Origin of the sequence: Rhodococcus sp. H36-A4 (assembly GCF_027158005.1) — a bacterium.
GTDB lineage: Bacteria > Actinomycetota > Actinomycetes > Mycobacteriales > Mycobacteriaceae > Rhodococcoides.
This window is the reverse complement of sequence record NZ_JAPVLQ010000001.1, coordinates 575,984-589,827: the sequence shown is the minus strand read 5'-3', so window position 1 is coordinate 589,827 and position 13,844 is coordinate 575,984. Positions and strand designations below refer to the sequence as shown.

At 62.3% G+C, this 13,844-nt stretch carries 13 protein-coding genes; 11 read left to right on the top strand and 2 right to left on the bottom strand.

Going from position 1 to position 13,844, the window contains the following annotated elements; translation table 11 throughout:
- Positions 1 to 14 precede the first annotated feature (14 nt).
- On the top strand, positions 15 to 764 hold the full coding sequence (locus tag O1W68_RS02700; RefSeq protein WP_269301338.1) for a class I SAM-dependent methyltransferase: 750 nt from the start codon (positions 15 to 17) through the stop codon (positions 762 to 764).
- Complete coding sequence (locus O1W68_RS02695; RefSeq protein WP_269301337.1) at positions 755 to 1,735, top strand: phytanoyl-CoA dioxygenase family protein; 981 nt, start codon at positions 755 to 757, stop codon at positions 1,733 to 1,735. Before O1W68_RS02700 ends, O1W68_RS02695 begins: the two co-directional genes overlap by 10 nt.
- A 62-nt stretch (positions 1,736 to 1,797) precedes the next feature.
- On the opposite strand, the gene O1W68_RS02690 is transcribed toward O1W68_RS02695, so the two are convergent.
- Entirely contained in the window at positions 1,798 to 2,586 is a 789-nt protein-coding gene (locus O1W68_RS02690; protein WP_269301336.1) for an enoyl-CoA hydratase, read from the bottom strand.
- A gap of 273 nt (positions 2,587 to 2,859) precedes the next feature.
- Between O1W68_RS02690 and O1W68_RS02685 the strand changes: the two genes are divergently transcribed.
- The 6 genes from O1W68_RS02685 to O1W68_RS02660 are packed head-to-tail and all read left to right on the top strand — an operon-like array spanning position 2,860 to position 8,099.
- Complete coding sequence (locus tag O1W68_RS02685) at positions 2,860 to 4,047, top strand: lipid-transfer protein (protein WP_269301335.1); 1,188 nt, start codon at positions 2,860 to 2,862, stop codon at positions 4,045 to 4,047.
- 2 nt (positions 4,048 to 4,049) lie between these two features.
- Positions 4,050 to 4,508, top strand: coding sequence for a MaoC family dehydratase N-terminal domain-containing protein (locus O1W68_RS02680; RefSeq protein WP_269301334.1), 459 nt, complete (start codon positions 4,050 to 4,052; stop codon positions 4,506 to 4,508).
- Positions 4,505 to 4,918, top strand: coding sequence for a MaoC/PaaZ C-terminal domain-containing protein (locus tag O1W68_RS02675; protein ID WP_269301333.1), 414 nt, complete (start codon positions 4,505 to 4,507; stop codon positions 4,916 to 4,918). Before O1W68_RS02680 ends, O1W68_RS02675 begins: the two co-directional genes overlap by 4 nt.
- Before the next feature lie 15 nt (positions 4,919 to 4,933).
- Entirely contained in the window at positions 4,934 to 5,764 is an 831-nt protein-coding gene (locus O1W68_RS02670; protein ID WP_269301332.1) for an SDR family NAD(P)-dependent oxidoreductase, read from the top strand.
- Positions 5,765 to 5,775: 11 nt separating this feature from the next.
- Positions 5,776 to 6,927 (top strand): acyl-CoA dehydrogenase family protein, encoded by a 1,152-nt coding sequence (locus O1W68_RS02665; RefSeq protein WP_269301331.1) that lies wholly within the window; start codon positions 5,776 to 5,778, stop codon positions 6,925 to 6,927.
- A 32-nt stretch (positions 6,928 to 6,959) separates the two neighbouring features.
- A complete protein-coding gene (locus tag O1W68_RS02660) occupies positions 6,960 to 8,099 on the top strand; it encodes a CaiB/BaiF CoA transferase family protein (protein ID WP_269301330.1) in 1,140 nt (379 codons plus the stop codon).
- A gap of 6 nt (positions 8,100 to 8,105) precedes the next feature.
- Here the strand turns inward: O1W68_RS02660 and O1W68_RS02655 are convergent, their stop codons facing one another.
- Positions 8,106 to 9,311, bottom strand: a complete 1,206-nt coding sequence (locus tag O1W68_RS02655) for a TetR/AcrR family transcriptional regulator (protein WP_269301329.1) — start codon at positions 9,309 to 9,311, stop codon at positions 8,106 to 8,108.
- A 260-nt stretch (positions 9,312 to 9,571) separates the two neighbouring features.
- Between O1W68_RS02655 and O1W68_RS02650 the strand changes: the two genes are divergently transcribed.
- From O1W68_RS02650 to O1W68_RS02640, 3 genes are all read left to right on the top strand, one after another.
- Positions 9,572 to 11,134, top strand: coding sequence for a class I adenylate-forming enzyme family protein (locus O1W68_RS02650; RefSeq protein ID WP_269301328.1), 1,563 nt, complete (start codon positions 9,572 to 9,574; stop codon positions 11,132 to 11,134).
- On the top strand, positions 11,131 to 12,849 hold the full coding sequence (locus tag O1W68_RS02645) for a hypothetical protein (RefSeq protein ID WP_269301327.1): 1,719 nt from the start codon (positions 11,131 to 11,133) through the stop codon (positions 12,847 to 12,849). The genes O1W68_RS02650 and O1W68_RS02645 overlap by 4 nt, the downstream gene beginning before the upstream one ends.
- A gap of 162 nt (positions 12,850 to 13,011) precedes the next feature.
- Positions 13,012 to 13,800, top strand: a complete 789-nt coding sequence (locus O1W68_RS02640) for an SDR family NAD(P)-dependent oxidoreductase (protein ID WP_269301326.1) — start codon at positions 13,012 to 13,014, stop codon at positions 13,798 to 13,800.
- Positions 13,801 to 13,844 lie beyond the last annotated feature (44 nt).

Sequence of the window (13,844 nt, the reverse complement as noted above, 5' to 3'; positions counted from 1 at the left end):
CAGGTCGTACGGGCATGGAGGCGTTCTACGCCCTTGCCACCGAGGATTACCGCCAGCTGGCGCTGGCCGCCGACTGGCCCGGCCTGCTCGCCGAACGCGCGCACGAGGGCTGGTCGCTGCTCGACGTGGCCTGCGGCAGCGGCAAGTTTCCCACCGCGCTGCGGCATTACACCGACCTCTCTGCGCTGCCCGAGCTGGCCTACGACCTGCTCGACCCGTCGGCGTTCTCGGTGGCCGAGGCGCGCGCCGCGCTGGGCCCGCCGTTTTCGGCCAGAGAAGACCTGGTGATGACATTGCAGGATCTTCCCGCCGACCAGACCGGTTACGACGTCGTGTGGGCCACCCATGCGCTCTACGCCCTGCCGCCGACCGAGCTGGACGCTGCGGCCGAGCGATTCGTGGCTGCATTGGCCCCCGGTGGCCTCGGCCTGGTCGCACAGGCCACGGCGGCCTCCCACTACCTCGCCTTCTACGACGCCTTCCGTGCCGGCGTACGCGAGGCAACGCCGTACACGAGCGCCGAACAGGTGCGTGACTCGCTGGTGCGAGCCGGTGCGGACGTGCGCGACCAGCGCGTCACCTACACCACCGGCACGTCCGATCGCGCCGTCGTCGAGGGCTTCCTGCAGCGCTGCGCCTTCGACGACTCTGTGTCGCTGGAGGAGATGGAGGCGGCGCCCGTGCTGGGCGACTACCTAGCCTCCTGCCGCGGCGCCTCCGGCGCCTATACCTTCTCCCACGAGGCGGCCCTGCTGTGGCTTTGAACAAGACCAACGACCGGCTCCCCGAGCAGAACCGGGACGGCGGCATCGAACAGGACTGGGCGGGCGACGACCAGGATTGGTGGGACTGGTACGTCACGCTGGCCGCCAATGACCAGGTGCCCACCGAACTGGTCGACGGCCCAGGCCTGCCCGGCGTCCCGGCGGCCACCGACGAGCAGGTCGAGCGCGAGCTGGCCGAGCCCTATGACCTCGACCCAGCATCGGTCGAGGCTTTCGCGCGGGAGGCTTTCGTTCGGCTGCCCGGCGTGCTGTCGCCGCCGGTCGTGCGCCGCCTCGCCGAGCACCTCGAGGGGCTGCTGCGCGCCGAGCACGGCGACGACGTCGCCGGCCGATTCACCGCGCTGGAGCAGATGTGGCTCCACGATGATCTGATGCGCGCAGTGGCGCTGTCGCCCCGAATCGGCGGCCTGGCTGCGACCCTGCTCGACGAACCCGGCGTTCGGCTCTACCACGACAACGCGCTGTCCAAGGAGCCCGGCTGCGGCCGCACGCCCTGGCACCACGACGCCGAGCACTTCCCGCTGCAGACCACCCAGGCAGTTACCGCATGGATGCCGATGTCGGCGATCCCCGGCCGGATGGGTCCGCTGTCGTTCGCCCGCGGCCGCGAGGTGCTGGGCGAGGTGGCCGACTTGGAGTTCGACAAGGTCGGCACGTCGTACGACGAGGCTGTCACTCAGCGCTTCACCGAGCGCGACGTCGCGGTGGAGTCCGGGCCGTTCGCGGTGGGCGAGGTGTCTTTCCACTCGGCTCTGTGCTTCCACACCGCGGGCCCCAACCTGACCACGCAGCCGCGTCGGGCGCTGGCCACCACCTACTTCGCCGACGGCGCACGAGTGACGTCTTCACCGACTCTGATCAGCGGTACCTGGCGCGAGTTCCTCCCAGGCGTCGAGCCCGGCGGCCTTGCGGCCTCGGAGCTCAACCCGGTGGTCGGCCGCCGCAGCTGAGCCGACCGGGCCGGTCAGTCGGGCCGGAGGCCCCTAGGACGCCGCCCGGTGCGCTGATCTGATCAGCGATCCTGCCAGTGTGGTGTGCGTTTGCCGAGAAACGCGGAAATGCCTTCCTGGGCATCGCAGGTCGTAGCATTGTTCGCCATGACCTCCTGCATCGCAGCGTAGGCGTCGCTCTCGGATAGATCGATCTGTTGGTAGAACGCCTCTTTGCCGATACCGATGGTCATGGCACTCGAGCTTGCGATGGTCTCGGCCATCGACCGGGTGACGGTGTCGAGGGATTCGGGGGCAACTACCTCGTTGACAAGCCCCCACTGCAGGGCGGTCGCCGCATCGATCATTTCTCCGGTCAGCAGCATTCGCATCGCCTGTTTGCGCCCGATTGCTCGAGTCAAGGCCACCATCGGCGTCGAGCAGAACAACCCGATCTTCACACCAGGGGTGCTGAAACGAGCGGTGGAGGAGGCAATCGCGAGGTCGCAGGAGGCGACGAGTTGGCAACCGGCAGCCAGGGCCATGCCCTGCACCGCAGCGATCACGGGCTGGCGAACGCGGTGAATGGTCAGCATCATCTCCGTGCAGACGGCGAAGATCTCGCGTTCCTCTTCCAGGGACCGTCCGACAACTTCGGTCAGGTCGTGGCCGGCCGAGAATGCGGGTCCTTCGGCGCGAACGACGATCACGCGTACGGCGGGAGTCGTTGATAGATAGAGCAGTGCCTGTTGGAACGAGCGCATAGTTGCCACCGAGAGCGGATTTCGACGCTCCGGCTCGGTCAATGTCACGTAACCGATGGCGTTTTCGACGGAGGTCGTGACGGCTGCAGCGGACGAATCCTGTGACATGAGAATCGCTCCTTGTGGTGAGACGGCGGACGTCGCGCAGAGTGAGGTCGTGCAAGCGTACGTGCCGCGGAGGGGTCGGATCGGTCGAAAGATATTTTCGTCGAGATCGACGTGGGTGCTTGGACCACGGCACGGCGGTGGAGCCCGTTCGTCTGACGGCCCCGAGAGCTCTCGTGTCACCGAAGTTAATGTCGTACCGATCTACCTATTGCATTCCAACAGCGCTTCTGCTTCAGTAAGTAAATCAGAATTAGTCAACTTCAGGAGTTTGGGATGACGCGAAGAGCAGTGGTTGCAGGCGTAGGAATGATCCCCTTCGCGACGCCGAGCCGGTCCGAGACGTACGACGTGATGGGAACGACGGCAGCGCGTGCCGCCCTCACCGACGCGGGTGTGGAGTACAGCGCAATTCAGCAGGCCTACGCGGGCTATGTCTACGGCGATTCCACATGCGGACAGGCCGTCGTATACGGCCTCGGTCTGACTGGAATCCCAGTCATCAACGTCAACAACAACTGCTCGACCGGTTCATCGGCCCTGTTCCTCGCCCGGCAGGCTGTCGAGTCGGGTGCGGTCGACGTCGCTCTCGCGGTCGGCTTCGAGCAGATGCAGCGGGGTGCGCTGGCTATGGGATTCACCGATCGGCCGTCGCCGTTCGTGCGGTTCGACGAGGTGATGGATCAGGTCCAGGAACGGGACGAGTCACCTTTCGCTGCTCAGATGTTCGGTGGTGCAGGTCGTCAATACGCCGAGAAGTACGGCACCGCACCCGAAACGTTTGCGAAGATTTCCGTCAAGTCCCGCCTGCACGCCGCGAACAATCCGTATGCGGTGTTCAAGACGCCGACCAGCGTCGAAGAAGTACTCGCCTCGCCGCACATCTACGGCACGCTCACTCGACTGCAATGCTGCCCGCCCACCTGCGGCGCGGCGGCGGCAGTCATCGTCAGCGAGGAATACGCCAAGAAGAACGGTCTCGACGCGTCCATTGTGATCAAAGCCCAAGCGATGACGACCGACTTTTCCTCGACATTCGATGAAAACGACATGACCAAGGTCGTCGGCTACGACATGTCGAAGGCTGCGGCGCAACAGGTTTACGAAATGTCCGGCGTCGGGCCCGAAGATATCCGCGTCGTCGAATTGCACGACTGTTTCACAGCCAATGAGCTGCTCACCTACGAGGCAATCGGCCTCACACCCGAGGGAACAGCCGAAAAGTTCATCAACGACGGCAATAACACCTACGGCGGCCAGGTTGTCACCAACCCCTCCGGTGGCCTGCTGTCCAAGGGACACCCGCTCGGTGCGACGGGTCTCGCGCAGTGTGCGGAGCTGGTGTGGCAGTTGCGCGGCCAGGCACAGGCCCGTCAGGTCGAGGGAGATCTCAAAGTGGCCTTGCAGCACAACATCGGTCTCGGCGGCGCCGCCGTGGTCACCCTCTACGAGAAGGTGAGCTGAGCATGGCCGTCGATACCGCAGTGATCGGAACCGAGTTCGAGCCCGTCGACATCACTGTCGATGCAGCGAGGTTGCGATTCTTCGCCAAGGCCATCGGTGAGACTAACCCCGTCTACACCGACGTCGAGGCAGCCAAGGCAGCCGGGCACAAGGACCTGCCTGTCCCGCCGACTTTCCTGTTCTCCATCGAGCTCGACAGTCCCGACCCATTCGCTTGGTTGTCGGACCTCGGCGTCGATCTGCGCTTCGTCCTACACGGGGAACAAGCATTCACCTACCACTCGATCGCCTACCCGGGTGACACGTTGACTGCGAAGTCGACGATCGCCGATGTGTACTCGAAAAAGGGCGGTGCACTGGAATTTTTCGTGAAAGACACCGCCGTCACCCGCGCTGATGGATCCGCAGTGGCGGACCTGAAATCTGTACTCGTCGTTCGAAACCCAGGAGTGGGCAAATGATATCTACCGAACACATCGAGCTCGGCACCGAGCTCCCCACGTTGGAGATCGACAAGATCACGAGAACGACGTTGGCACTGTTCGGCGGCGCCTCGGGCGATCACAACCCCATGCACATCGACATCGACGTTGCCAAGTCGGCAGGACTCGAGGACGTCTTCGCGCACGGCATGCTTTCGATGGCATACCTGGGTCGTTTGTTGACCAATTGGATTCCGCAGCAGGATATTCGCTCGTACCAGGTGAGGTTTGCTTCCATCACGCCCGTGTTGGCCAAGCCCACTGCCACCGGCAAAGTTGTCTCGATCGATCAGGTCGACGGTGAGCGTCGTGCCACCGTCGAACTCGCTGTCATCCTCGCCGACGGCACCGTCGCACTGACCGGCGACGCAGTCGTCGCCATCAACTGAAAGAGACTGCACACCATGGGAACTCTAGAGAACAAGGTCGCGATCGTCTCTGGCTCCGGCCGTGGGATCGGTCGGGAGATCGCACTCAAACTTGCCCGAGAGGGTGCGAAGGTGGTCGTCAACGACCTCGATGCGGAACCGGCCGACGAGACCGTTGCTGCGATCGAGGACGCCGGCGGCCTCGCCGTTGCGTGCGCCGGAAGCGTCACCGAAGACGGTTTTGCCGAGCGTTTCGTACAGACCGCCGTCGATTCTTTCGGCGGACTCGACATCATGGTCAACAATGCGGGTTACACCTGGGATTCGGTGATCCAGAAGATGACCGACGAGCAGTGGGATGCGATTCTCGACGTACACCTCAAGGCTCCTTTTCGTATTCTGCGCGCCGCGCAGCCCGTCATCGCGGCCGCAGTCAAGAAGGCCAAAGCTGCGGGTGAACCTATCCCATGCCGCAAGGTCGTCAATATCTCGTCTCTTGCCGGAACCGGCGGCAACCCAGGCCAGGCAAACTACTCCTCGGCGAAGGCCGGTGTCACTGGGCTGACCAAGACGTTGGCGAAGGAATGGGGCCGGTACAACGTCACCGTCAACACTGTTGCATTCGGCTTCATCAAGACCCGCCTCACCGAAGCGTCGGCAGATGGCCAAGCCACGATCGATGTTCAAGGCAAAGAGATCAAGGTCGGGGTCAACCCCGACCTGATGACCGCGATGGAACAGATGATCCCACTCGGTCGCGCCGGCGCACCGAGCGAAGCTGCAGGGGCGGTCTATTTGTTCTGCACCCCCGAATCCGATTACGTCAGCGCGCAGACCCTGGTCTGTGGCGGCGGCTTCAACTTCTAGGAGTCGAGAACATGGGCACAGCAGAATACCGATCATCGTGGATCGACGACGACATAGTCGCCTTGAAGGACATGGCCACAAAGTTTTTCGAAGCCGAACTCCTACCGAACCAGGAGCGGTTCGCAGATCAGAAATCTGTCGACCGCGACGTGTGGAACAAAGCCGGCAATCTCGGTCTGCTGTGTGCATCGATTCCGGAGGAATACGGCGGAGGGGGCGGCACCTACGCACACGATTTCGCTATTTTCGACGCGCAGTACCGTCTGGGCGACACCAGCTTCGGCAACATGGTCCACAGTGGCATCGTCGCGCATTACATCCTCGCTTACGGAAGCGAGGAACAGAAGCAACGATGGTTGCCCAAGATGGCATCAGGCGAGCTCGTCGGTGCCATCGCGATGAGCGAGCCGGGCGCAGGATCCGATCTGAAAATGTTGCGTACCAATGCTGTTCGCGACGGCGACGAGTACGTGATCAACGGAGCCAAAACGTTCATCTCCAACGGAAAACACGCTGATCTGGTCATCGTCGCAGCCAAGACAGATCAGTCTGCCGGCGCCAAGGGGGTCTCGCTGATAGTGGTGGAGACAGCTGACGTCGACGGTTACCGAGTGGGCCGCGTACTCGACAAGATCGGTATGAAGGGACAGGACACGGCCGAGCTTTTCTTCGAGGACGTCAGGGTCCCGGCCGAGAATCTGCTCGGCGACGAGGGCGCAGGTTTCGGCTATCTGATGAAGCAACTCCCACACGAGCGACTGGTCATCGGAGTGTGTGCCGCAGCTGCCACCGAGGCTGCCGTCGCGATCACGGTGCAGTACACCAAGGATCGTTCGGCGTTCGGTGGACCACTGTTCGATATGCAGAACACGCGCTTCCAGCTGGCGGAGTGCGCAACCCTGGCCAGAGTGTCGCGAGTGTTCGTCGACAACTGCATCGAACGCCATCTGCGTGGTGAACTCGACAGCACCACAGCGTCGATGGCAAAGGCGTACACGACCGATGTTCAAGGCCGAGTCGTCGACACATGTCTTCAATTATTCGGTGGATACGGGTACATGGCCGAGTACCAGATCGCTCGCATGTACGCGGATGCTCGGGTTCAACGTATTTATGGCGGCTCGAACGAAGTAATGAAAGATCTGATCGCCCGTTCACTGTGACCGCGCAACGCGAAACTGGAAGTGAGAGTCCCGTGGGCCCTTTGAATGGCGTACGCGTGGTCGAGATCGCAAGCCTGGCACCGGCACCCTTCGGATGCATGATCCTCGCGGACATGGGGGCCGAGGTGATCAGAATCGAGCGTGCAGGCGGCGCAAGGGGAGTGGGGCTCACGCCCCCCGCCGGACCTCTGGACCGCGGACGACGCAGCATCGCAGTGGATCTGAAGGATCCCGCCGGAGTCGCAGTTGTTCAGAAGCTGATCGACAGCGCCGATGTCTTCGTCGAAGGCTTCCGGCCCGGAGTAGCTGAACGTCTCGGGATCGGCCCGGACGCGCTGTTGCGGATCAACCCGAAGTTGGTCTACGGACGAATGACCGGTTGGGGTCAGGATGGCCCGCTCGCAGCACGCGCGGGTCACGACATCAACTACATCGCCATCGCGGGTGCGCTGGAGCCGATCGGCCGTGCCGGGGAGCGCCCGCACGCGCCGATGAATCTGCTCGGTGACTTCGGCGGTGGCGGCTTGATGTTGGCCCTCGGAATTGTCTCCGCACTGTTCGAGCGGCAGCAATCCGGGCAGGGGCAAGTGGTCGATGCTGCAATGGTCGACGGGGCAGCGTTGTTGACCACGTTCATGCACGGTATGCACGCAAGCGGGATGTGGGACGGCGAGCGGGGTACCAACGCGCTCGACGGCGCCGCCCCGTTTTATGACACGTACGAAACATCCGACGGCAAGTTCATGGCAGTCGGTTCCGTCGAACCACAGTTCTACGCTCTTTTGCTCGACAAGCTGGGTTTGACCGACGCCGAACTCCCAGTTCAATTGGACGTGGCCACGTGGCCCGAGGTGAAGAATGCAATCTCAGGGGTGTTCAGGGAGAAGACCCGCGCAGAATGGACCGAGATTTTCGCGGACTCCGATGCGTGTGTCACACCGGTGCTCTCGCCCTGGGAAGCTCACGAGCATCCTCACCATGAAGCCAGGGGAGCTTTCATCGAGGTCGACGGCCTGATCCAGCCCGCGCCCGCCCCGCGGTTCAGTCGAACCGCGAGTGCGCATCCGGTCCCGATGGATGCCGGAGGCCGTGATGTGGCCGGGACGCTCGCGGGTTGGGGTCTCGACGAGGAGACGGTAGCGGCGTTGACATCTTCGAAAGCCGTGTCCTGAACTGAGTCAGGCACTCATGGGTGGACTGATGTCCATGATCCGGTCACCGATGATGGATAGCTCTTCCACGAGGTGGGGCCTCTCGGATACTTCAGGGCTGTTCACCAGAATATTGACCGTAGTGATCGCAGCGAGAGCAATCGCCCGTAGTTCTTCGCCGTCCACGCCGGGGTTCATGGTCCCGAGGAGGTGAACCCATTCATCGACGTACTCGCGTTGACGGGAACGCAGTCGGTGGCGGAGGGGGTCGGCGAGACTCGAGGTCTCGTTGACCACGATGGTGATCAGAGCAGGGTGGTTGGTCATGACGTCGATGTACGAGAGTAGGGCGAGATGCAGGGCGTCGGGCGCCGAATGTGCCTGCGTGAGAGCACTGTTGAGGCCAGCGTCGAGTAGGTCTGCGCCGCGATTGAGTGCCGCGAGCAATATCTCGTCCTTTTTGGCGAAATGGTTGTAGATACTCGGGCCGGTCATCCCGGCCGCTTGCCCTATGTCGTCCATCGTGACGGCGTGGAACCCGTGCTCGGCGAACAGTCCGGCCGCTTCGACGAGTAGGAGTTCCCGCCGTGACCGTCGCGTGTGCTGCGGCGACAGTCCGTCCCGGGGGGGCGACCCGGCGGATTCATCGGACTCCAGGCGAGTGTCGGCAATCCTGCTGACCATGCCTTCCAGCGCATCGGTAAACCGATCGTCGGGGACCTGTGCACGGTGATAGGAGGGACTGAGAAGAACCGTCAGTACCGCGCGCGCGAGAAGATTGCAGCTCTCGGGATCGAGGGTTTCCCGGTGGGCAGCGATCACAGTGCTGACCTTCTGGTGGCAGTAGCGCAGTCGCCGTCTCAACTCCGCGCGTTCGACTCGGGGAAGATTGCGGGCTTCGCGCTCCCATAGAATACCGATTCCGCGACGAGACACGGCCAACGCGACAAGCCGTGTCATCGTGGCTGCGAAGTCGAGGCTGTCGTCGCTGAGTGCCTCGACGAACCGGTCGGATCCTTCGAAGGTCAGCTCGATGAGCATGGCCTCCTTGTTTCGGAAGTGGCGGTACAGCGCTCCCGGGGTGATGCCGACTGCATCGGCGATTGCGGCGATGCTTGCGTTGTTGTAGCCGACGTTGCCGAATTGGTCCGCAGCGACGCCGAGTATCTGCGCCTTGCGGTCACGAGGGCGACGGGTACCCACGCTTGCGGCACCGGCCCGGGCTGTGCTCATTTCCCACCTATCCGTTCGTGACGCGTTGATTCTAAGTTCGGTTGCCATGGTCACTGAAGCGGATCACCGAAGGGTAGGTGATCCTTTTGGGTCCCGATCCGAAGATGTGCTCGATCTGCTATCGGGGGTGTCATGCGGAGCAGATCATTGAAACTAATTATAATTTACTTATCTTACAGATAGCCATTGCATGACCGGTTTTTCAACGCTATGGTCGTGATTACAAATTCACGTGTGATCTACGTTACTGGGAGATGGACATGCCGACAATAGGGAGTGCCCTCACGACAAGTGCACAGCGGTGCCCGGACCGGACCGCTCTGGTCTACGGCGACACCAGGCGCACCTACGGTGAGCTCGACGCCGAGGTGAATCGGGCTGCGCACGCACTCGCGAAAGTTGGGTTGACCAAGGGTGACCGATTCGCCTTGATGGCAGGAAATTCTGATCGGTTCGTGATCGCGTTCTACGCTGCAGTGAAGCTCGGTGCTGTCGTGGTGCCGATCAATCCCAGGTCGGCTCCTCCCGAGCTGCGGTATTTGCTCGAGGACTCCGGTGCCACGATTCTTGCCTTCGACTCGACGGTTGCCGCTGTGGTGCACGAGGCGACGGAAGCAGCGTCCAACGACGACGCACCGGTCTTGCTCCTGGCGCTCGGTGCGGTCGAGGGCTATCCGAGCCTCGCCGAGCTGGCCGAGAAGGAAACCGCTGAGCACCCTGAGGTGCAGGTTCTGGAGACCGACGATTCGCTTATCCTCTACACCTCGGGCACGACAGGTAAGCCGAAGGGTGCACTCTTCGATCATCATCGGACCGTGTGGGTCGGTGTGAGCATCACGAGCTTGTTCGGGATCACGGACGGGGATAGGTTGCTGCACGTCGCACCGCTCTACCACGCCGCGGAGCTGACGATGATGTTGATTCCAGGGACGATGGTGGGGGCTACTCACGTCATCCTTCCTGCATTCGACCCCGCCGCGGTACTGGAGGTGTTCGAATCCGAACGGATCACCGGCTTCTTCGGCGTCCCGACGATGTACCAGCTTCTGCTTCGACATCCTGATCTTGGCAAACGCGACTTGTCATCTTGGCGCACAGGCATCTTCGGTGCGGCACCGATGCCCGCAGCGGCGGTCGAAGGCCTGCTGGAAGCATTACCCCAGGTCGAGCTGTATCAAGCATGTGGGCAGACCGAGGCTGGTCCGAGCGGAATCTACAGCCGGCCGGCAGAAGTAAGGGCCAAGCCTTCGGCGAGTGGGCGGTCGAGTTTACTGGTTACCGTTGTGCGCGTAGTGGATCCAGAAGGAAACGACGTTCCTGCAGGCTCCACCGGCGAGCTGATCATGCAGGGCGAAACGATCATGAAGGGTTACTGGAACAAGCCTGCGGAGACCGCAGACGCAATTCGTGACGGATGGCTGCACACCGGAGACCTCGCCAACGTCGACAGCGACGGCTACATCACGCTGGTCGACCGCATGAAAGACATGATCATCACGGGCGGTCGCAATGTTTACTCCGTCGAGGTCGAGAGCGCACTCGCAGGACTCGCCGGCGTAGCGGACTGCGCGGTTGTGGGCCGGAAGAACGAAGAGTACGGCGAGACTATTGTCGCAATCGTCACCCCCTTGCCTGGCTGCGAAATTACCCTGGATGACCTTCGGGAGGGGGCAAGCAAGCTGATCTCGAATTACAAACTTCCACGCGAACTGGTGATCGCCGAGATCCCACGTAACCCATCGGGGAAGATCCTCAAGCACAAACTGCGCGACCGATTGACCGAGACCTTCACGAGCGATCCGGTATCGGCACCGTCGACGTGATCGAGCACCGCACCGCGCCCCGACGCGTCGGGCTTGCCGCCGCACTGTGCGCCATGGTGTTGCTTCCTGTTGCACCTGCGCACGCGGTCCCACTGCCCGAACAATTCGCGGGCCGTACGGAGGTTGCGTTCCCCGCCGACAATTCCGACGACGGGGGAGTGCAAGCAAGTTACGTCAGCTTCGAAGATCCCCTGCCTGCGGCTGCGGGGCCGCGGCCACCGCAGTGTGATCGATTGGGCTACACACGCTTCCGTGCGGCAAATGGACCAGGCAATTCGGAAGAGTCGGCGTCGGTGTTCGTCACGATGCCTGGATATCTAGAGGGTGCAGGCTCAGCCGAGCCTTTGGCACGCAATACCGTACGCGCAGCAGGAGAGCGTGGACAGTACGTCGAGGTGTGGGTCTTGGATCGGAGAGCTAATTGTCTGGAAGATCATCGCGGACTCTTCGCTGCCGCAGACCGACAAGATCCGAATCTTGCATTCGGCTACTACGGTCGTGGCCAGGAAATCGACGGAGTCCGGCACTCCCCAGCGGCTTCGGTCGACACTGCATTCCTCGGCAATGTCGGATTGAAGCAGACTCTCGAAGATCAATTCACGGTCATGCAGCAGTTGTCTCCGAACTACCGTAAAACCCGGACGATGTGTGGTGGGCATTCACTCGGCGGCTTGACGACAGGCGCGTTCGCCAACTGGGATTTCGACGGCACACCCGGATACGACCAATGCGCCGGATACTTCGTTCTCGATTCCCGCATGGATGTTGCCGATTCGACCTTCGCCGCTCTGTCCGGATTGGTCGGCGGTGCGCTACCCGGGAACTTGGCTGCAACAGTTCAACCGTTGAACAACGCCTTGCCCTACATTCCGTTGTCCGAAGCCACCTTCACGATGCTGTCGTCGATGTTGTCGGCAGCGAGTATCGACCCTGGAGCCGCAAGCACCATCCTGCCCAATATTCAACAGGATCTTGTCGCTCGGCTCGGAGCTCGTGCGGTGTCGGCTCCGAACTATCTCGACTTCCTTCTCGGACAGCCTGATTTGCGGACTCGGTCCTATTCGAACTCTGCAGCTGTGGGTCTAGTTCTGGACGACAATTCGATGCCGATCGGGTTTGGGCGGGTGAGCATCGGCAGCTTCGATTCTCCGACTGCACCCAAGCAGTTTCCCCTTCCCTACGGGAGTGGTGCTGCATTCGCAGGCATTCTCGGCGGTAACAAGTCGGTGGCGCCTGCAGCCGGCAACAGTGCAGTCGGCTGGACGACCTACGACCAGGTCCCACGTGCAGGCAGTGAAACCGTCGACGGTGATGTGTTCACCACGAAGGAGAGTGAGGTCACCGATATCTCTCAATTTTCCAGAACGTGGTCCAATGCTGTCGTAGACGGATTGGAATGGTATTTTCCGACCCGCTTGCTGACGGAAACTCTCGCCTCCAATACTGGTGATCGCACTGGCGATTTGGTAAATCTGCGATACGACGTGACGCCCCAGTCGAAGGTGATCTATGTCGATGCAGGCGAAACTGGCTTCGCTGCCGGCCTGGATTCCCTCGGCACTACGTCGGTGGGAGCCGGCACCAGAGTGGACGCGCCCGGTTACAACCACTTGGACCTGGTGACAGCAGCGTGGAATCAAAACAACGGCCGACCTGAGGTAGTGAGCCACTCGTTGATCGACTTCCTGAACGAGCAGGTGATCTCAGCAGACTGAAACCGACGGCAGCGGTAGCCGTGGCTGCATCTCACCGCGCAGCATCTTCGGCTCCTCATGCGGTGACGAGCGATCTTGACAGATCAGATGGCAACGAAAGCGGGGCAGGCCCAACACCGCCGAATTTGAATTACGCAGCTGCCGGGGGCAATCTGGTCAGTCATGACAGACCTTGCATTCCATTCGGCCAGGGGCGTGTTGGTGACAGGCGCTTCGCGGGGCATCGGACGTGCCGTCGCGCATGCGTTCGCCGAGCGTGGCGATCGCGTCGCCGTGCATTATCGGACCGGCCGCGACGAGGCAGAGGAGACACTCCGGCAGCTTCCGGGGGAGGGGCATGCGCTCGTGCAGGGCGACCTGGCGGACCCTCAGGCTGCGCTGGTACTCGTCTCGGAGGCGATTGCGAATGTGGGTGGGGCGGTGGATGTTCTGGTGTGCAACGCGGCTGTGGCGCCGTCGGAGCGCAACCGTCACTCGGTGGCGGAGACGTCGTACGACGAGTGGGTGTCGAGTTGGCGAACCATGGTCGACGTCAACCTGCTGGGCGCGGCCAACGTGACCTGGGCTGTGGCGAATCACCTGATAGAGCGACAAGCGCCTGGAGCGATCGTGAATGTGGGCTCGCGGGGTGCGTTCGTGGGTGAGCCCGAGCATCCGGCGTACGGCGCGAGCAAAGCGGCCTTGCATGCGTTCGGGCAGTCGATGGCGTTGGCGTTGGCTCCGCATCGGATCAGCGTGACCTCGGTAGCGCCTGGCTTCATCGCCACCGAGCGACAGCACACCAAGCTGGCAGGCCCGACGGGAGATGCGATCCGTGACCAGAGCCCGTTCGGCCGCGTCGGAACCCCCGAGGACGTCGCAGCCGGTGTCCTCTACCTTGCCTCACCCGAGGCCATGTGGTCCTCGGGCACGGTCCTCGACATCAACGGTGCGTCGTACCTGCGGTCATGAGAGCCGCTTGTTCCGGAAGGTCGCACACCGGCGGGCGCACCATG